An 18,920-nucleotide genomic window follows, 5' to 3' on the forward strand; every position below is an offset into this window, starting at 1 on the left:
AGCAACTGGAAAGCCACTTTTAAATTAAATTTAATGTTTTTAATGTATTTTTTAGTGTTTTAGTACTACAATATATATCCTAGTTTTTCAATATAATATAATTGTACCCACAAAACAAAATTATTTTAAAATTGTGATTGCATATAATTTCTATATAAAATAAATTATATAGTTTCACAGTTTCTTTTTTATTGAAGTTATTTTTTTTAGAGAATTATTTTTTCATAATTTTTATTTTATTAAATTCAAAATTAGTTTTTATATAATCAAACATTTTCATTTAATTTATATTTTATAAAGAAAAATTTATTAAAATAATGTAAGGATATATACACTACTTATTATAAATAATTAATTGTACCCACAGAACATATAATTAACAAAATTGTGATGTTTATAATTATCTTTTCACTAATTATAATAAGTCACAGTTTAATTATTTTTAAAAGTTTATTTAATTAAATTATTAATTTTTATATTTTCATTTTCTAATTTTAAAGATTCAATTAATTTTTTAGCATATACAAGTTTTAATTTCTTAATATCATCTGCCTCTTTTAGTTCTACTTCTATTTCAGGTCGTGAATAATTTGTTATAATATTACCAAAATCCATTCCAGCAAGTGTTATATCCTTGATTTTAAGATCATACAGTGCAATATGCACAGCTCTATCCCCATCTGTAAATCCACCATGGTTTTCAAGTAAATCATATGGTTTTGTCTGTGTTGTAGGTATAATATTTTTTAGTTTGGGAACATATTTTTTTATTTTATTAACATTATCTCCATGTGCATGAACATAGAGTATGGAACCTCTTTTATTTGATTTAAGTATACTGTCTATATTTCCATCAAGGTCTGTTACTATTATTGAGGGTATGATATTCTCTTCAAGAAGTGCTGTTGTTGCACCATCAGCTGCAATTAAAGTATAATTATTAAGATTGAAATTATTTTTAATTAATTGTATATGTTTTTTAATTGATGGTCCTGCTCCAAATACAATACATTTATTATGTACATGTAGATGGCTTTTATTAAATTTCCCATATTTTTTAATTAGGTTATTTAGTATGTCTGCTGAATATTTATCATCATCTTCACTAAAATTAAAATCCTTACATATTTTTTTATACCATATATTCCAGTTGTTATTTGTTATATTATCCATAAAAACCACAAAAAAATTATCATATATTCTATTGTTATATTTATATCTAAGAAAAGTATTTATTATATTATTATTATTCTAAATCTTACATTAAAACTACAATATTAAAAAGAATGAAATACATAAATAAATTTATAGTAATGATAGTGTAATTATTGATTTTATATGATTTCATTATATTAAAACTATCTTATTATAACTTTTTAAATAAACGTTTATAAAAAAATTATAATTTGGAGGAATATTCCCAATGGAAGATACTTTATTAATGATTCCAGGACCAACAACTGTTCCTAAAAGAGTATTAGATGCTATGGCACAACCTATTGTAAACCATAGAGGACCAGTATATGGTGAAATTTTAGAAGAAACAACAGCAATGATGTCTGAGGTATTTCAAACAGATAATAAATCATATTTATTAACTGGATCAGGAACTTCAGCAATGGAAGCTGCAATTGCAAACATAGTGGAAAAAGGCGACAAAGTAATAAATGTTGTAAGTGGTAAATTTGGACAAAGATTACAACAATTAACTGAAGTTTTCGGTGGAGAATCCATAGAAATTGCAGTTCCTTGGGGACAAGCAGCAGATCCTGAAGAAATAAAAAGAGTTTTAGATGAAAATGATGATGTTAAAGCTCTTACTATGATTCATAATGAAAGTTCAACAGCAGTAGTAAATCCAATTCAAGAAGTTGGAAAAATAATGAAAGATTATGATGCATTATTTGTTGTTGATACAGTATCTTCACTAGCAGGAGATAATGTTAAAGTAGATGAATATGGATTAGATATTTGTCTTACTGGATCACAAAAATGTATTGCAGCACCACCAGGTATGGCAGCAATTACTATAAATGATGATGCATGGAAAGTTATTGACAGTGTAGATTCTCCTACTTACTATTTAGACTTAAAAGCTATGAGAAAAAGCGGAGATAAATCACCTTCTCAAACACCATACACACCTAATGTATCCATGACCTATGCAATGCGTGAAGCATTATCCATGGTTTTAGAAGAAGGATTAGATGCACGTATAAAACGTCATCATATTGGTGCAGAAGCTACTCGTGAAGCAGCAAAAACTTTAGGATTAGATTTATTTGCACGTGAAGGAGATTATTCCAATACTTTAACAGCAATTAATATGCCTGAAGGAGTAACTGATAATCAACTTCGTGGAACAATGAGAAATAAATATCAAATTGAATTAGCTGGTGGACAAGATCACTTAAAAGGAAATATTTTCAGAATTGGTCACATGGGTACCACTGGATTACATGAATTAGCTATGACTTTTGCTTGCTTAGAAATGACTTTAAAAGAATTTGGTTTTGAATTTGAATCTGGAGCAGGAGTAGCAGCTTTAGAAGATATATATCTTAAAAATTTATAGAATTTAATCTTTTTTAAGGGTATTTATCCCTTTTAACTATTATTTTTTTTAGTCTATTTTTTTTTATTTTTAACACAACCTTTATATACTATGATAATAATACTATTATTAACGGAAGTGTATTTCCTATTTCCGATATGTAATTGAAAATAAAGATAATAAAAAAAAGTAACAATAATAATATACTAAGGAAGAAAAATAGTGAAAACATAACCGCAAATAAAAATTTAATTTATATATAATATGGAGGATTTATAGTGGTAGCAGAATCGTTACTAAACACAGGTGATACGGCCTGGATACTAATGTCAACGGCATTAGTTATGATTATGACCCTACCAGGGTTAGCATTATTTTATGGAGGTATGAGCAAAAATAAAAACGTTCTTAACACAATGTTCTTATCTCTAACCGGTTTTGCCATCGCATCAGTGATTTGGATAGCATATGGATACCAATTCACATTTGGATCAACAATCGGCGGATTTATAGGAGCACCAACAAATTTCTTATTAACAGGAATTTCACTTGATATGCTTCATGTAGACACAACAATACCTGAATTATTATATGTAGTGTTCCAAGCTACATTTGCAGCAATTACAGTTGCATTAATATCAGGAGCAGTAGTAGGAAGAATGAAAGCAAAAGCATGGATGGTTTTTGTAGCATTATGGTTAACATTAGTATATGTCCCAATAGCTCACTGGGTATGGGGTGGAGGATGGTTATTTAACCTTGGTGCATTAGACTTTGCAGGAGGAGCAGTAGTACACTTAAACTCAGGTATAGCAGCACTAGCATTAATAACCGTACTTGGACCTAGAAAAGACAGACGTTTATTACCTCACCATTTAGGATATGCAGTAATAGGTGCAGCATTATTATGGTTTGGATGGTTTGGATTCAATGCAGGATCAGCTCTTGGAGCAAATGGATTAGCAGCAAATGCATTTATAACAACCAACACTGCAGCAGCAATGGCAATGATTGCTTGGATATTATTAGATATCTGGAAAACAGGAAAACCAACAATACTTGGTGCAATAACAGGTGCAGTAGCAGGACTTGTAGCAATTACACCTGCAGCAGGATTTGTAGATGTACCAGCATCATTAATAATTGGATTTACAACAGTATTTGTATCATACTTCGGTATATCATACTTAAAACCAAAACTTGGATACGACGATGCATTAGATGCATTTGGAGTACATGGATTATCAGGAACATGGGGAGCAATACTTACAGGAGTATTTGCATGTCCTGCAATTAATGAAGCAGCAGGTTTATTATATGGTAATCCAAATCAATTAGTAATACAAATAATAAGTATAGTAGCAGTAGCATTATACTCATTTATAGTAACTTACATTATTGCTCAAGTACTCGATAAAACAATGGGTATAAGAGTAGATGAACAAACTGAAATAGAAGGTTTAGATGCAAACGAACATGAAGAAGTAGGTTACAGAATATAAACATAAGGATATGATACAATGAAACAAATTACAGCCATATTTAGAAATGAAAGACTAGATGCAGTAAAAGATGCACTAGAAAAAATAAACTGTAAAGGAATTACAGTTATGGATGTAAAAGGTAGAGGAGAACAATTAGGAATTGAAGAAAACTATAGAGGAAATAGTTATAGAATTGATCTTCTTCCAAAAATAAAAATTGTAACAGTAGTACCTGATAATAATGTTGAAAATGTAATAACAGCAATTACAGAAGCAGCAAAAACAGGTAATGTTGGTGATGGAAAAATATTTATTACCAATATAGATGAAGTAGTAAGAATAAGAACAAATGAACGGGGAGACAAAGCTTTGTAACTCCCCCTAATTTCCATGATACAATGTATTCATAGGAAATTAATTGTTTATTTAACTAAATTATATTATTGAAATCTCCTCAATAATCTTCCTCTCCGTTTTAACCTCCCCTTATTAATTCAATAAAAAAACATTTATCTAAAACACTAAACACCACTTTTCTTATTTTATTTTTTTTTAAAAGATAATTTAAACTAATTTTATAAAAAGAGTAAGTACTATTTATTATCCAATTTTGAATAAAATAAATATAATACTACTAGAGGACTATGACTATTTTTTACACATGGAAGAGTTAAGATTATTCTAAAAATAAGTATGTATTAAAATATTATTAATTATAAAAAAAGGTTATGGGGGTTATATCTTAGAGAAATTATTCTCTAGAAATTCCAGTGATTCTTAATCCACCATAATGGGATTTGTATTTTATATTTAATCCAATGAGAAGTGGAGTTATTTTTTCAATCATTCTTGCTTTTTCTAATTTACCACAATCAATACATTCAACACCAGGTATTTTTTCAATTAATTCAATAGCTATTTTTTTAGCTTCATTATCATTTCCAGCTATTAAACAGTCACAATCTATAGGTTCTGGTATGTTTTCAAGTAATGAATTACTTATATTATTAAATGCAGCAATTACTTTAGCATCAGTTTTTTTAAGTATTTTAGCAGTTCTTTCTGCAGCTGAACCTTCCATTAAATCTATGAATCTTGCAGGTGATCCACCAATTGCAGTTTCAAGAGGAACTGTTGCATCAAGAACTATTTTATCTCCAACAAAATCTTTAATTGATTGTAATGTTGGTTTTTGTGCTGAAAGAGGAACTGTTAAAATTAATAAGTCACCAGCTTTTGCAGCATCTTCATTTGACATTCCTTCCATTTTAATATTATCATAATCTTTTAATAAATCAAGGCATTCTTCTACTTTTGTTAAAGCCTTTTCTTCTTTTCTTGAACCTATAATAACATCTTCTCCAGCTATTGCAAATCTTTTACCAAGATTTAAACCTTGTGATCCTGTTCCACCAATTATTGATATTTTCATTTTTATAACCTCATGTATTCTTAATTCATAATAAATTAATAATAATTTATAATGATTTATAATGATTAATAATTACTATTAATATATATTTCATCTAATATATAAAATTTGTTAATAATTATATTAAAAAAAATATAAAAATCTATTTTTTTATCATATAATTAAAATATAATCTATAAAAAAATAAAAGTATCAATGCTTAAATAGCATTAACACCACGTTCACCAGTTCTTATTCTGATAATATCTTCAATATCAGAGACAAATATTTTACCATCTCCAACATTACCAGTAAAAGCACTACTTTTAATAGTATCAACTATCTTTTCAACTTCAGTCTCAGTAGTAATAATATCTAATTTAATTTTAGAAATCAAATCAACATTATATACATTTCCACGATATTTTTCGACAATACCTAATTGTTTGCCTCTACCTTTTACATTACTGACAGTTAAACCTTTACAATTAATATTTTCTAAATTATTTTTTACAATATCTAATTTTTCAGGTCTAATAATAGCTTCTACTTTTTTAAACATAAAATTCATCCCATTAATTTTTTTTATCTAACTAGAGGTATTCCAGTAATTTGTGAAGCTTCCATAGTTAATGAAACTAAATCCTCTTTTTCAAGTTTTTGAATATCAGTATTACCTGCCTGTTGAGTTAACATTTTAGCCTCAGCAGTCATTGCTTTAATATAATTAGCAACTCTTTGACCACCACGCACTGGATCTAATCTTCTTCTTAACATTCTATCCTGTGTAGCAATACCTTTAGGACATTTACCTTTACTACATGCTTTACAAACCTTACATCCAATTGATACTAATGCAGCAGTACCAATATATGTTGCATCTGCACCTAATGCTATAGCTTTAGCAACATCAGCACCAGATCTAATACCTCCAGCAGCTACAAGACTTACCTCTGTTCTTAAATTAACTTCTTTAAGGGCAGTATCTGCTTCCATAATTGCTTGTATTGTAGGAATACCTGAATGTTCTGTAATAACTTCAGGGCCAGCTCCTGTACCACCTTGCATACCATCAATAACAATTATATCAGCACCAGCTTTTGCAGCAATTTTAACATCTTGTTCTACACGTCCAGCAGTAAATTTAACAATGATTGGAACTTTCCAATCAGTAATATCACGTAATTGATCAATTTTCATTCCTAAATCCTCTGGACCTACAATATCCATGTGTCTTGCAGGACTTAAGGCATCTGTACCTTGTGGAATATTTCTAATTCTTGCTACTTCTGCTGTAACTTTTTTAGCAAGAAGATGTCCTCCCATTCCAGATTTAGCTCCTTGTCCAATCTTGATTTCAACAGCTTCAGCATTGTTTAAGTAATTTGCAGACATACCAAATCTTCCAGAAGCATATTGGGCTATTAATTTATCAGCATAATGACGTTCTTCAGGTAACATTCCACCTTCACCAGTATTTGATGCTGTACCTGCAAGTGTTGCTCCTCTTGCAAAGGAAATTTTAGCTTCTTTACTAATAGCACCAAAAGACATTGCTCCAATCATAATAGGAGTATCAATTTTTAATGGATTTTCTGCAAAACGATCACCTAAAACAACTTCAGTTTTACATGGTTCCCTATATGAATCTATAGGAGGACGTGAAACTTGTGCAGGTAAAATACTTAAATCATCAAATGTTGGAACTATTCTTGTTGCTCCACAACCTCTAACTTTATATGAACCTGTTGAAGATTTACGTTGAATTTCAAGCATTGATTGACTAGACCATACACCTCTTCCTTCATATGGAAGGGGAGTTACATAAATTGCATTTGTAGGACACATTTGTTCACATATTTTACATCCTACACAGTTTTCTTTATGTACTGGTTGTGGTTCATCATTTATTATTTCATAAACATCATGTGGACAGTTAGAATAACAACTGTAACAATTTTTACATAATGATTTTTTTGGATTGTCACAGAGATACCAGCAACATCCTGGACGATTATTATTCCTTTTACATATTTCAGATCTTCTTTCTACATTAAAAGGCATTTAAATCACATCCTCTTTCAAGTCAATTAATGGTTTGAATACTGGACATACAGAGTATTTTGTTCCAGATGATTTAACAATTTCATCAATATCATCAGTTAATACAGGGTATGGTTTCCAGGCAAGGTCATCTTTTTTATCTACAACTAAAGCTTTAGTAACAATTTTATTGGATACTAAGTAGTCAAGTATTGTTGTAACAACAACACCATCTTGTCCATCATAATGTTTTAATGATCTTACTGTCATTATTTTTTTATAATCTCCTAATACTTTAGATGAATCATTTCTAAGTTTTTCAGGAATGAATGTTCTAGGACATACAGCAAAACAGAAATGACAGTCTTCAGGACATTTTTTACTTTTTCTTGGTTTTGAATCTTTAATTGTTATTAATCCATCAGGACATGCATATTCACATGCTCCACATAAAACACAAGCTCCAACATCAATAACATTTTTTCTTAGATCTAAGAAATTTGAATTATTTATTTCATCAAGAATAGCATTATCTGATATTTCTCTTTGATATAATACTGGTCTTGCATGATATTCACGTTCTTCTATTGTTTCTAAGTTGTTTTGTATTTTTTTATCTGCAATTTTATTTAATAATTTTAGTTGGGATTCTGTTAGATCATGAGCTTCAATATATCCCTGACTAATTGCATTATTAATAACATCTTGTCCTTTTTGTGTTCTTATTATGATTGTGGACCAGCCATCTTCTGAACCTATGGAACCTATGGATATGTCTGATGTTTCTGATGATAATTCAGCACATATATGACAGTTTTTTCTAACAACTGATTTTGCAATGGATAATGGTATTTTTTCTAGTTTTCCATTTTTAAGGAAAATAAATGCTTTACCTTTTTCAATTCTAAATTTTTCTATTTCATCCATTGTTATGTTATATTCCTTTAATAACTCAGTAAAATAGGAATATGAAAAGTTTTCCATACAGAATAAACCTATTTTAAAGTCAATTACTGATTCTGTATAATGTTGAATTTTTGATGCTGCCATTATTTCACATGGAGTTCCAACCATTGCTACTTTTTGATTCATTTTTTACCCCCTGATTCAGTTTTAGTTTCACCATTAGTTATTTTTTTAAAGTTAGTATAATCTATATCACTTAATTCAAAGCCATATTTTGTTAATACTTCTTTTAATTCATTTTGGTCATCAAGGGTTGTGTGTTTTAGTACTGCTTTTTTACCTAGACTTTTTACTTGACCTAGTACATAGATTGTTCCACGCATAATGGATTCACCAGCATCATCTGTCACATCACCTAGAACTATAAGTCTTCCGCCCATCATAAGAAGTCCAGTCATGAAGCCACTATTACCACCTATAATGACTGTTCCACCTTTCATGATTTCTCCAGTTCTTGAACCAGTATCTCCTTTTACAACTACAGTTCCATTATAAATTCCTTGTCCTGCACCATCACCAGATCCTCCTTCGATAATTAATTCTCCACCAGTCATATTATCTCCAGCAAACCATCCAGCATTTCTAGTAATATGTATTTTTGCTCCATCTACCATGGTACCAACGAAGTATCCAGCAGATCCAACAATTTCTATTTCTACTTCTTCTGTTAGTCCTGCTGCAATGTTGTGTTTAGATTGTGGATTTTTTATAATTAATTTATCATAATCTAGTGCATGTTCTTTTATGGATCTATTTAATGTTTTTTCATCCATATCTTTAGCATCAATTGTATATTCTCTCATATAATATTACTCCCTAAATTATATTGTATAAGATCTTGTTTCACCCGGTGCTATTTGTTCTACATGGTCTGTATCTAGTACATCTTGTAGGGACATTTCTTCTGAAGCTATTGCAAACACATCATCATTTTCTGCCATTACTCCAGGTCTTAATCCTAATTTATCCTTAGCTATACCAATACCATTTGGAGTTCCAACAAGTATTGAGAATGGTCCATCTAAATCATGCACTGCTTCTTCTAATGCTTCTTCTAATTTATATCCTTGATGTAATTTATCTGCCATGTAATGTACTATACATTCTGTATCATTGAATGATTCAAATTTATGTCCTTTTCTTTCAAGTGGATCTCTTATTTTCCAATAATTTGTTATTTGTCCATTGTGTACTACTGTTATATCAGGTGTTATGTAACTTTGATATGGGTGTGCATGATATCTATCCACACCACTTTCTGTAGCAAATCTAGTATGTCCTATACCATGAGTTCCTACTCTTGAAGGTACGTTGTAACGTTTTGCAATGTCTTTTACAAGTCCAACATCTTTTATCATTTCAAATGAATGTGAACCATTTATTACTTGTATATCTTCTATTTTATCGAGATTTGTAATTAATGGTTTTAGTAATGAATAGTTTTCTAGATGTATTTCACATCTATATACATCATAGTCATCTACAGAATGAATTAATTCTTCATTGTATATTGGACTAATCTGAGTTAAAGTTGTTTTGAGTTGATCAAGCAACATTGGTTTATTTTTTAATTCTATATTTAGTTGATAATTATTTTCTGGAAGATTTAATCCACCATATATAGCAAAACCAGCAGAATCTGGTCCTCTATGTTGAAGAGATTCTAACATAGCAGTTAATGATTCTCCAACATTATGTGTTTTTTTATCTTTATATATTACTCCTGCTATACCACACATGATTCTACCTCTAATATAAATAATTTATGAATTAATGTATCTTCAGTTAATTCAGGATGGAATGCTATTCCAATGTACTGATTTTGTTTAACTGCAATTATTTTATCATCATATTTACTTAATACTTCTACATCATCACTAATTTGACTTATGTATGGAGCTCTGATAAATATTCCATGATAATCTTCATTATTGAATTTAATTTCTGATTCAAATGACATTCTTTGTCTTCCAAATCCATTTCTTTTTACTGTTGAATCTATTAATCCAAGTAATGGTTGGTCTTGGTCAGTTTTTTTGGAAAGTAGTACTAATCCTGCACAAGTACCTAATATAGGTATTCCAGTTTCTTTAAGGTAATTAGAAAGTCCAGTTTTTTCTAGATGCATACCTATTGTGGAACTTTCTCCACCAGATATAATTAATCCATTACAATCTTTAATGTCATCTAGAGTATTAACTAATTTTGTTGTACCATCAATTTTCATTTCTTTCAATGCTTTTTCTGTAATTATTTGATGTTCTTCCACATCACCTTGTAAATCTAAAATGCCTATTGTTATCATTTATTTACCTCTCTATAAGAATTAAGTTCTTAATCTTTTGATTAATTATTATACATGTACTATTAAGTAAATATAATAGAACTTGTAAGAATTTGAGTTATTAAAATTTAATCTTTAGAAAAAATAAAATCATTTCATGATTTGAATAAGTATTAATTTAATTTATAAGCGTATTTTATTCTCTTATTAAATCAATTTCTTCTTTAAAAGATTAAATTAATTATTAATAAAATAACGATTATTTTATCTATTATTATATTGTGTTTTACAATATATATAGATTTCTAATATTGTTCAACTAGTTATATAAGTTTAACATGATTATTTTTAGTTTGGTAATAAAAAAAGAGGTTTATACTCAAAAACAATTCAATAAAAACTAAAAATAATAAACAATGTTTAATAATGTATATTAAATAAAAAAAATATTCAAAAGAAAAAAACACTATTCTTTATTTAGCATCTTTTCTAGTTCATATGTTGTCTTTTTAACTGTACGTGCGGCATCAAAAAATTCTGTTCTTTCTTCATCATTCATTTTCAAAGGAACAATTCTTTTAATTCCATGTTTACATAAAATTACAGGAACTCCTAATGACACATCATATACTCCTTCAACTTCACCTTCAAGATATGTACTAACAGTTAATATTTTTCTAGTATCATTTGCTATAGTTAGTATTAAGTTAGATATTGCATATGATGGTCCATATTCAGTTGCACCCTTTTTACTAATTATATTATTTCCAGAATTTTTAAGTGTTTCAACTAATTTTGGTACATCTAAATCCATGTATTCTACAAAACTTTTTAATAAAATACCACCAATTGTTGTTGAACTTAAAAGTGGAACCATATGATCTCCATGTTCTCCAATAACTCTTGTATGTATTTCTCTACTATTTATATGGAAATGTTTAGATAGCAAAGTTTTAAGTCTTAATGAATCTAGATGATTTCCAAGACCAATAACACGTTTTTTATCAAAACCTGAAGTTTTTAATGCAATTGATGTCATTACATCAACAGGATTTGTTACAATGAGAATAACTGAATCTGGGGCATGTATTGCAATTTGTTTAGAATATTCTTGAACAATTTTTGAGTTAGGTACTGCTAAATCTAATCTTGACATACCTTCTTTACGTGGTACTCCAGAAGTAATTAATACTATTGATGAACCAGCTAAATCTGCATAATCTGAAGAAGCTTTTAATTCACAATCAATGTCTTCAGCAGCCAATGCATCATACATGTCTAATATTTCACCCTTTACTCTTTCATGACTAGATGGTCTAGAAAACATTATAATTTCGTCTATAACATCTTTTTCAGCAAGGTTAAAAGCAACAGTTTTACCAATTGTTCCTGAAGCACCCATTATTGTTATTTTTACCAATTTATCAGATCCTATTATATTTAAAAAAAATTAATTTTATTATTATATGAATTATTATTTACTCAAATAATTATAATCTAATATTATATTTATTAATAATATTAATAAAACCTTACTATAATAAATAGTAATTATTATAATTAATATAAAATAAAAATGTGTTTTGTATAAAAAAAAATAATAAATATTAAATAATGTTTATTAATAATTTAAAATTTTAAAAGAATTATTAAAAAAATACATATTTTTAAAAAAAATAAAAAAAGTTCTTTTTATTAACTTATTTTTCTAATTTATCTAAAAAGGTCATTGCATTTGCCTTGACATATCCACTATCATCTGTAGAAACTAATTCCTTAAGAGTATCAATAGCTTTTTGGCCACCAATATTACCTAAACCAAAAACAGAACCAGAACGAACAAAACTACGTTCATCTTTTGATGCTTTAACAAACACGTCAATAGTTTCAGGTTTAGCAATTTTACCTAAAGCCCAAACTGCTCCTCCACGAGCCCTCCAATTTTCATCATCAACTAATTTAAGTAAAGTGTCAATAGCTTCTTCACCATAATCTGCAAGAGCACTACTTGATTGTCTTCTAACCCATTTATTCTGGTCATGTAATAACTCTGCAAAAATCTCAATAGATCTAGGATCTTTAAGTCCTTTTAAAATTTCAACCATTTCTAATTTAATATCTTTATGATAATATGGTTTTACTATTTCTTCATGTAATACATCAATTTCATCTGGCATATTTGAAGCTATTATATTCTCAGCTTCTAATTTAACAAAACTATCTAAATCATTAAGATCTTTAATTGCATTTCTTACATCTTCTGCACTCATTTAAAAACACCTTTATTAATTTAATCTTTATTTTTTTTTATTTTTTCTCTATACTCTTACAATTGAAATATATAGTTTAAATAATATAAATAGCTATCAGTTACAAATTAAATCAACTTAAAAATAATTAACATAAAATAATAGGAGAATAAAAAAATTGTATAAAATAACAGTAATACCTGGTGATGGTATAGGACAAGAAGTTATGCAACCAACAATAGATATTCTTGAAACATTAAATTCTAAATTTGAATTTATACCAAAAGAAGCAGGAAAAGAATGTTATCAAAAATATGATACAAATCTACCTGAAGAGACTATTGTTCAATGTAGAGAAAGTGATAGTACACTCTTTGGAGCAGTAACATCAATTCCACAACAAAAAAGTGCAATAGTGACATTACGTAAAGAACTTGATTTATATGTAAATCAAAGACCAATACATTCATATACAAATCCAGATATAGATTTTACAATAATACGTGAAAATTCTGAAGGACTATATTCACATATTGAAGAAAGTACTGGTGATGAAGCAATAGCCATTAGAAAAATAACATACAAAGCTTCAGAAAGAATAATAAATTATGCTTTTAACTATGCACTTAAAACAGAAAAAAGTAAAGTAACAGCATCACATAAAGCAAATGTACTACCAGTAACTGATGGAATATTTAAAAATACATTCTATAAAGTAGCAAGTAATTATCCAACAATCAAATCCAATGATTATTATATAGATGCTATGGCAATGTATCTTATAACAAATCCTGCTCAATTTGATATTATAGTAACAACAAATCTCTTTGGAGACATATTATCTGATGAAGGTGGAGGATTAGTTGGAACTCTTGGACTTATACCTTCAGCAAATATTGGGGATAAAACTGGATTATTTGAACCAGTACATGGATCAGCACCAGATATAGCAGGACTTAATAAGGCAAATCCAATAGCAATGATCTTATCAAGTTGTTTAATGCTTGAATATTTAGGATTATATGATGATGCAAAAAGAATTCAAAATGCAGTAGAAGAAACAATTTCTGAAAGTAAAGTTAAAACACCAGATATGGGTGGACATAACAATACACAAGATGTTGCAAATAATATACTCCATAGATTATAATAAAATTTAAAAGATATGATAAATAAATTTATAAAGATAAAAATAGATAATAAAATTATATATTGAAAAAATATTTATTCATTAATTTATTTCATGTAAACTAATAGAACTTAGTTTTCATTTACAAGAAAATAAATATTACAAAAATAATGTCAATATCATAAGTTTTTTTTTACCTCGGAGGTACAATAGAATGAAAACAACTGTAAGTATAATTAAAGCAGATATTGGTAGTGTTGGTGGACACGCAGTAACACACCAAAAATTAAAAGATAAATGTAACGAATACTTATCCAATGCAAAAGAAGAAGGATTATTAACTGATTTTTATATAACCAATTGTGGTGACGATATAGATATGATCATGACTCACACAAACGGTACCGATAACGAAGAAGTACACAAATTAGCATTTGATACTTTTATGGCTGGAGCAGAAGTTGCAAAAGGACTTAAATTATACGGTGCAGGTCAAGATTTATTATCTGATACATTTAGTGGAAACATAAAAGGTATGGGTCCAGGTAGTGCAGAAATGGAATTTAAAGAAAGAGGTTCTGATCCTGTATTTGCATATTGTTGTGATAAAACAGAACCAGGAGCATTTAACTTACCATTATTTAGAATGTTTGCAGACCCATTCAACACTGCAGGATTAGTAATTGACCCATCATTACATGGTGGATTTGACTTTGAAGTTTATGATGTAATAGAAAATAGAAAAGTTGTAATGTCCTGTCCTGATGAAATGTATGATTTATTAGCATTAATTGGTTCAACTGGAAGATACGTAATAAAAAGAATCTTCAGAAGATCTGATAATGAAATAGCAGCAGCAGTAAGTACAGATAAATTAAACTTAATGGCTGGAAAATACATAGGAAAAGATGACCCAGTTGCAATAGTAAGATCACAATCAGGATTCCCTGCAGGTGGAGAAACTTCCGAACCTTTCGCATTCCCTCACTTAGTAAGTGGATGGATGAGAGGATCACATAACGGACCTTTAATGCCAGTATCCCAAGCAGATGCAAGACCTGTAAGATTTGACGGACCTCCTCGTGTAATAGGACTCGGTTTCCAAGTAAGTGAAGCAAAATTAATTGGTCCTGTAGATATGTTTGCAGATCCAGCATTTGATGATGCAAGAAACACAGCAACAAAAGTTGCAAATTACATGAGAAGACATGGACCATTTGAACCTCACAGATTACCTGCAGATGAAATGGAATACACAAGTCTTCCAGGCGTACTTGAAAAACTCGAAGATAGATTTGAAGATATGTAAATATATTTTATTTACATTAACCTCCCTTTTTAGAAAGACTATTTTTAATATTCATATTTTCAAAATGAAAATTTCTTTTAAAAAAAGTAAATAATGAAAAATGTTCTATTTTTCATATAAATTAGAAATATGTGCGGTGGTTATACTACCAATTACTTTGTGATTTTTATCAATTACTGGTAAACCTGAGATATTATGTTCTTTCATTTTTCTAATAACCTTATGTAATGAATCATATTCTGTGCATGTTAAGACATTTTTTGTCATTATATCATCAATAGAATTAGCATCAGTTGCTATTGCCTTTGATAAATCCCATGCAGTTATAATTCCAACAATTTCTTTACCATCATCTACAATTGGAATATGTGTTTTGTTACAATTCATCATTAATTCAGCAGCTTCCTTAATATCTGCTGTATAATCTAGTGTTAAAGTAGTATGGGACATGACATCTTTAACTCTTGCTTTTGATAAGAAGTTACTGATAATATAATTCATTTGACCATTTTCAATTAAAAATGCATCATGACCATATTCAGAATTAAGTCTTGAATATGAAACTTCTACATTGTTAGCACGTAGAGCCATTACAATTTCTTCCATATGTTCATGTGTATATAACCAGTCAGATGTAATTGACATTATAAGTATTCTTGATTTAACAGGTTTCAATGCTTCCTCTAGAGAAGTATTTTTTCTAACTTCAAAGTAGTCAAGAGCTTTTGTAAGATAGAGGTAACTGTTTGCATCAAATTTCTTTGTGAATGTAGATCCTTGATGTTCTAGGTAGCTTTCTACTTGGAATTCTGTACTAAAATCATAACTAAATTTATTTTTATCTTGTAATTTTCTACCAAATTTTTCATACATTGATTCATTACTTAGATATGTTATATGTGCAATCATTCGTGCTACAGATAAACCTTGTTCTGGACTAACACCTTCTTCATAATATTTTCCTCCTTTCCAATTAGGATCTTCTATTATGGAACGACGTTGTACAGCATTAAATGCAATTTGTTGTGGTGTAGAATATGCACCTGAAGCTATCATTATTGCATTACGAACCATGTCTGGATATGTAATAGTCCATTGAAGAACTTGCATTCCACCCATTGATCCTCCAACAACTGCATATAAATGATTTATATCAAGGTAGTCTAGTAATTTTTTCTGTGCTTTTACCATATCATTTATAGTAATAATTGGAAAGTCAAGACCATATGGTTTGTTTGTTTTGGGATTAATATCACATGGACCTGTTGTTCCTTTACAACTTCCAAGAACATTAGAACATATTATAAAATATCTATTTGTATCTAAGGGTTTTCCAGGACCAATGATAATATTCCACCAACCAGGCTTTTTATCACCGTCATGCCAACCTGCAGCATGTGCATCGCCAGTTAAAGCATGACATACTAGTATTACATTACTTTTTTCATTATTTAATTTACCATATGTTTCATAAGCTATTGTTGGTGTTTCTAGAATATTTCCAGTATCTAACTGTAAATCTTCTTTCATTTTATAGTACTTTGTTGATACATTTCCTAGTGATTTTTTATATGTCATTAATTAGTCCACCCCTTTTTATAATGATTATTTATTAATAATTATGAAATAATATATACTTTAATACATTTAATTGTTTTTATAGTATTCTAAAAAAAATAAATGATAATTTAAAGATTTTTTTAATATTTTTAAATCAAAAATTAAATTTGTTATATGGTTTTTGAAAATTAAATAGTTATCATGTTTCTAAAAAAAAATAAGGAAAAAGAAGTTATAAAGTAGTTTAAATACTTATTGAACTTTTTCTAATGCATTATCTATATCATTGATTATATCTTCAACATCTTCAATACCTACAGATAATCTAATAAGGTCTGGACTTACTCCAGTAGCTTTTTGTTGTTCTTCTGTTAATTGTGAGTGTGTTGTTGAAGCAGGATGTATAACTAATGATTTTGCATCCCCTATATTTGCAAGTAAGGATAATAATTCAGTGTTGTTAATAAATTCTATTGCAGCATCATAGCCTCCTTTAAGACCAAATGATACCATTCCAGAGAATCCTTTTTCTGCATATTTAGAAGCTAATTCATGGTTTGGACTACTTTCTAATCCAGAATATGTTACCCATGCTACTTTTGGATGCTGTTCTAGATGTTTTGCTACTTCAAGAGCATTTTCTCCGTGTTTTGTAACTCTCAAATCAAGTGTTTCTAATCCTTGTAATAGTAAGAATGAACCGAATGGACTTGGTACAGCTCCTGTATCTCTTCCAAGTACTGCTCTTATTCTTGTTGTGAATGCTGCTGGACCAAATGTTTCATAGAATGATAAACCATTGTATGTTGCATCTGGTTCTACAAGTGCTGGGAAGTTACCATTATCCCATGGGAAATCTCCTTTTTCAATTACTATTCCACCAAGTGTTGTTCCATGTCCACCAATGTATTTTGTTGCTGAACTTGCAATTATATCTGCTCCATGATCAAATGGTCTTATTGTTCCAACACCTATTGTGTTATCTGCTATGAGTGGTATTCCATGGTTGTGTGCAATTTCAGATATTTTTTCAAAGTCAGGTACATCTAATTTTGGATTTCCTATGGATTCTACATAGATTGCTTTTGTTTTATCATCTATAGCTTTTTCAAATAATTCTGGTGATTGTGAATCTACAAATTTTACATTTCTTCCTAAATCTTTTAAGGTGTTTTCAAATAATTCAAATGTTCCACCATATAAATTATCTGCAGATACAATATTATCTCCTACTTGTGTTAGGTTGATTATTGCATAGAATATTCCTGCTAACCCACTTGCTGTTGCATATGCAGCACTTCCACCTTCAATTGCAGCTATTCTTTTTTCAAATGCTTCAGTGGTTGGATTTGTTAATCTAGAATATATATTTCCTCCTTCTTGTAGAGCAAATCTATTTGCTGCTTGGTCTGTATCTTTAAATACATATGATGTTGTTTGATAGATAGGTACTGCTCTTGAACCAGTACTATCTGTTTCTTCTTGTCCTACATGTAATCCAATTGTTGCTATATTTTTTTTATTTTTTATTTCGTATGCCATTTTTTCACTTCCTTTTTTATATTTTTTCTTTTTTTTAAATACGATTATTTATTATATTATTTTTTTCTTTTATTTTAATTGTTCATATTTCCTCTTTTTTAGTTTTTTTCTATAATCGCATTATTCCCATGCACATCATTCTCCCTTTTTTTAGTAATTAGTTTTCATTTATCTTGAATATTTATTTTATTAACATTGTTATATTTTAGTATATAAAACAAAATTCTTGCTTTAATATATATACTAAAATATTACATATAAGATATATTTTATTTAAAATTTTTTTCATGAATTAAAACATGATATAATAACTCATAAGATATAACAATTGTTATATTGTTTATATTATATAAAGGTTTTGGTAAAAAGTGGCTTTCCAGTTGTCGGGT

Annotated in this window: 17 protein-coding genes; 5 read left to right on the forward strand and 12 right to left on the reverse strand. The window is 28.8% G+C overall.

What is annotated here, in order from left to right:
• Positions 1–450: 450 nt before the first annotated feature.
• Positions 451–1,173 carry a 6-hydroxymethylpterin diphosphokinase MptE-like protein gene (locus BZ132_RS03265; protein WP_011406259.1) on the reverse strand — a complete coding sequence of 241 codons (723 nt, stop codon included), beginning with the start codon at positions 1,171–1,173 and terminating at the stop codon, positions 451–453.
• Between the two features lie 250 nt (positions 1,174–1,423).
• Between BZ132_RS03265 and BZ132_RS03270 the strand changes: the two genes are divergently transcribed.
• The 3 genes from BZ132_RS03270 to BZ132_RS03280 all read left to right on the forward strand — a co-directional run bounded on the left by BZ132_RS03270 (position 1,424) and on the right by BZ132_RS03280 (position 4,413).
• Positions 1,424–2,575 (forward strand): alanine--glyoxylate aminotransferase family protein, encoded by a 1,152-nt coding sequence (locus tag BZ132_RS03270; protein WP_011406260.1) that lies wholly within the window; start codon positions 1,424–1,426, stop codon positions 2,573–2,575.
• Positions 2,576–2,832: 257 nt separating this feature from the next.
• Positions 2,833–4,056, forward strand: a complete 1,224-nt coding sequence (locus BZ132_RS03275) for an ammonium transporter (protein WP_011406261.1) — start codon at positions 2,833–2,835, stop codon at positions 4,054–4,056.
• A gap of 18 nt (positions 4,057–4,074) precedes the next feature.
• Positions 4,075–4,413, forward strand: a complete 339-nt coding sequence (locus tag BZ132_RS03280; protein ID WP_011406262.1) for a P-II family nitrogen regulator — start codon at positions 4,075–4,077, stop codon at positions 4,411–4,413.
• 376 nt (positions 4,414–4,789) lie between these two features.
• Here BZ132_RS03280 and npdG read toward each other — a convergent pair whose 3' ends face one another.
• From npdG to BZ132_RS03325, 9 genes are all read right to left on the reverse strand, one after another.
• Positions 4,790–5,470, reverse strand: coding sequence for an NADPH-dependent F420 reductase (gene npdG, locus BZ132_RS03285; RefSeq protein ID WP_011406263.1), 681 nt, complete (start codon positions 5,468–5,470; stop codon positions 4,790–4,792).
• Between the two features lie 199 nt (positions 5,471–5,669).
• Positions 5,670–6,011 carry a P-II family nitrogen regulator gene (locus BZ132_RS03290; RefSeq protein WP_011406264.1) on the reverse strand — a complete coding sequence of 114 codons (342 nt, stop codon included), beginning with the start codon at positions 6,009–6,011 and terminating at the stop codon, positions 5,670–5,672.
• A gap of 23 nt (positions 6,012–6,034) precedes the next feature.
• Positions 6,035–7,513, reverse strand: a complete 1,479-nt coding sequence (locus tag BZ132_RS03295; protein WP_011406265.1) for a glutamate synthase-related protein — start codon at positions 7,511–7,513, stop codon at positions 6,035–6,037.
• The gene (locus BZ132_RS03300) at positions 7,514–8,584 is read right to left on the reverse strand and encodes a Coenzyme F420 hydrogenase/dehydrogenase, beta subunit C-terminal domain (RefSeq protein WP_011406266.1); all 1,071 of its coding nucleotides are present in this window, start codon (positions 8,582–8,584) and stop codon (positions 7,514–7,516) included.
• The gene (locus BZ132_RS03305) at positions 8,581–9,261 is read right to left on the reverse strand and encodes a tributyrin esterase (protein WP_112149450.1); all 681 of its coding nucleotides are present in this window, start codon (positions 9,259–9,261) and stop codon (positions 8,581–8,583) included. Before BZ132_RS03305 ends, BZ132_RS03300 begins: the two co-directional genes overlap by 4 nt.
• A gap of 18 nt (positions 9,262–9,279) precedes the next feature.
• Positions 9,280–10,197, reverse strand: a complete 918-nt coding sequence (locus tag BZ132_RS03310) for a glutamine amidotransferase (protein WP_011406268.1) — start codon at positions 10,195–10,197, stop codon at positions 9,280–9,282.
• Positions 10,185–10,763, reverse strand: coding sequence for a pyridoxal 5'-phosphate synthase glutaminase subunit PdxT (pdxT, locus tag BZ132_RS03315; RefSeq protein ID WP_011406269.1), 579 nt, complete (start codon positions 10,761–10,763; stop codon positions 10,185–10,187). The genes BZ132_RS03310 and pdxT overlap by 13 nt, the downstream gene beginning before the upstream one ends.
• A 445-nt stretch (positions 10,764–11,208) precedes the next feature.
• Positions 11,209–12,162 (reverse strand): malate dehydrogenase, encoded by a 954-nt coding sequence (locus BZ132_RS03320; RefSeq protein ID WP_258393695.1) that lies wholly within the window; start codon positions 12,160–12,162, stop codon positions 11,209–11,211.
• Positions 12,163–12,442: 280 nt separating this feature from the next.
• Complete coding sequence (locus BZ132_RS03325; protein ID WP_011406271.1) at positions 12,443–13,012, reverse strand: HEAT repeat domain-containing protein; 570 nt, start codon at positions 13,010–13,012, stop codon at positions 12,443–12,445.
• Between the two features lie 157 nt (positions 13,013–13,169).
• Here BZ132_RS03325 and BZ132_RS03330 point away from each other — a divergent pair, with 157 nt between their 5' ends.
• Together BZ132_RS03330 and fbp are read left to right on the forward strand one after the other, a co-directional pair.
• Positions 13,170–14,141: an isocitrate/isopropylmalate dehydrogenase family protein gene (locus BZ132_RS03330; protein ID WP_011406272.1), complete on the forward strand. Its 972-nt coding sequence runs from the start codon at positions 13,170–13,172 to the stop codon at positions 14,139–14,141.
• A 193-nt stretch (positions 14,142–14,334) separates the two neighbouring features.
• Positions 14,335–15,429: a fructose-1,6-bisphosphate aldolase/phosphatase gene (gene fbp / locus BZ132_RS03335; RefSeq protein WP_011406273.1), complete on the forward strand. Its 1,095-nt coding sequence runs from the start codon at positions 14,335–14,337 to the stop codon at positions 15,427–15,429.
• Positions 15,430–15,534: 105 nt separating this feature from the next.
• On the opposite strand, the gene BZ132_RS03340 is transcribed toward fbp, so the two are convergent.
• Together BZ132_RS03340 and BZ132_RS03345 are read right to left on the reverse strand one after the other, a co-directional pair.
• Positions 15,535–17,007, reverse strand: a complete 1,473-nt coding sequence (locus tag BZ132_RS03340) for a homoserine O-acetyltransferase (protein ID WP_011406274.1) — start codon at positions 17,005–17,007, stop codon at positions 15,535–15,537.
• A gap of 234 nt (positions 17,008–17,241) precedes the next feature.
• The gene (locus tag BZ132_RS03345) at positions 17,242–18,531 is read right to left on the reverse strand and encodes an O-acetylhomoserine aminocarboxypropyltransferase/cysteine synthase family protein (RefSeq protein WP_011406275.1); all 1,290 of its coding nucleotides are present in this window, start codon (positions 18,529–18,531) and stop codon (positions 17,242–17,244) included.
• Positions 18,532–18,920: the final 389 nt, after the last annotated feature.

The sequence above is a fragment of the Methanosphaera sp. DEW79 genome, from assembly GCF_003266085.1.
GTDB classification, from domain to species: Archaea; Methanobacteriota; Methanobacteria; order Methanobacteriales; family Methanobacteriaceae; genus Methanosphaera; species Methanosphaera stadtmanae.

Excerpts from the sequence above, each read along its gene's own strand:
- BZ132_RS03345 (WP_011406275.1), bottom strand. The coding sequence starts at position 18,531 with ATGGCATACGAAATAAAAAATAAAAAAAATATAGCAACAATTGGATTA.
- BZ132_RS03270 (WP_011406260.1), top strand. The coding sequence starts at position 1,424 with ATGGAAGATACTTTATTAATGATTCCAGGACCAACAACTGTTCCTAAA.
- BZ132_RS03265 (WP_011406259.1), bottom strand. The coding sequence starts at position 1,173 with ATGGATAATATAACAAATAACAACTGGAATATATGGTATAAAAAAATA.
- npdG (WP_011406263.1), bottom strand. The coding sequence starts at position 5,470 with ATGAAAATATCAATAATTGGTGGAACAGGATCACAAGGTTTAAATCTT.
- BZ132_RS03300 (WP_011406266.1), bottom strand. The coding sequence starts at position 8,584 with ATGAATCAAAAAGTAGCAATGGTTGGAACTCCATGTGAAATAATGGCA.
- BZ132_RS03305 (WP_112149450.1), bottom strand. The coding sequence starts at position 9,261 with ATGAGAGAATATACAATTGATGCTAAAGATATGGATGAAAAAACATTA.
- BZ132_RS03290 (WP_011406264.1), bottom strand. The coding sequence starts at position 6,011 with ATGTTTAAAAAAGTAGAAGCTATTATTAGACCTGAAAAATTAGATATT.
- BZ132_RS03310 (WP_011406268.1), bottom strand. The coding sequence starts at position 10,197 with ATGTGTGGTATAGCAGGAGTAATATATAAAGATAAAAAAACACATAAT.
- BZ132_RS03325 (WP_011406271.1), bottom strand. The coding sequence starts at position 13,012 with ATGAGTGCAGAAGATGTAAGAAATGCAATTAAAGATCTTAATGATTTA.
- pdxT (WP_011406269.1), bottom strand. The coding sequence starts at position 10,763 with ATGATAACAATAGGCATTTTAGATTTACAAGGTGATGTGGAAGAACAT.
- BZ132_RS03295 (WP_011406265.1), bottom strand. The coding sequence starts at position 7,513 with ATGCCTTTTAATGTAGAAAGAAGATCTGAAATATGTAAAAGGAATAAT.
- BZ132_RS03340 (WP_011406274.1), bottom strand. The coding sequence starts at position 17,007 with ATGACATATAAAAAATCACTAGGAAATGTATCAACAAAGTACTATAAA.
- BZ132_RS03280 (WP_011406262.1), top strand. The coding sequence starts at position 4,075 with ATGAAACAAATTACAGCCATATTTAGAAATGAAAGACTAGATGCAGTA.
- fbp (WP_011406273.1), top strand. The coding sequence starts at position 14,335 with ATGAAAACAACTGTAAGTATAATTAAAGCAGATATTGGTAGTGTTGGT.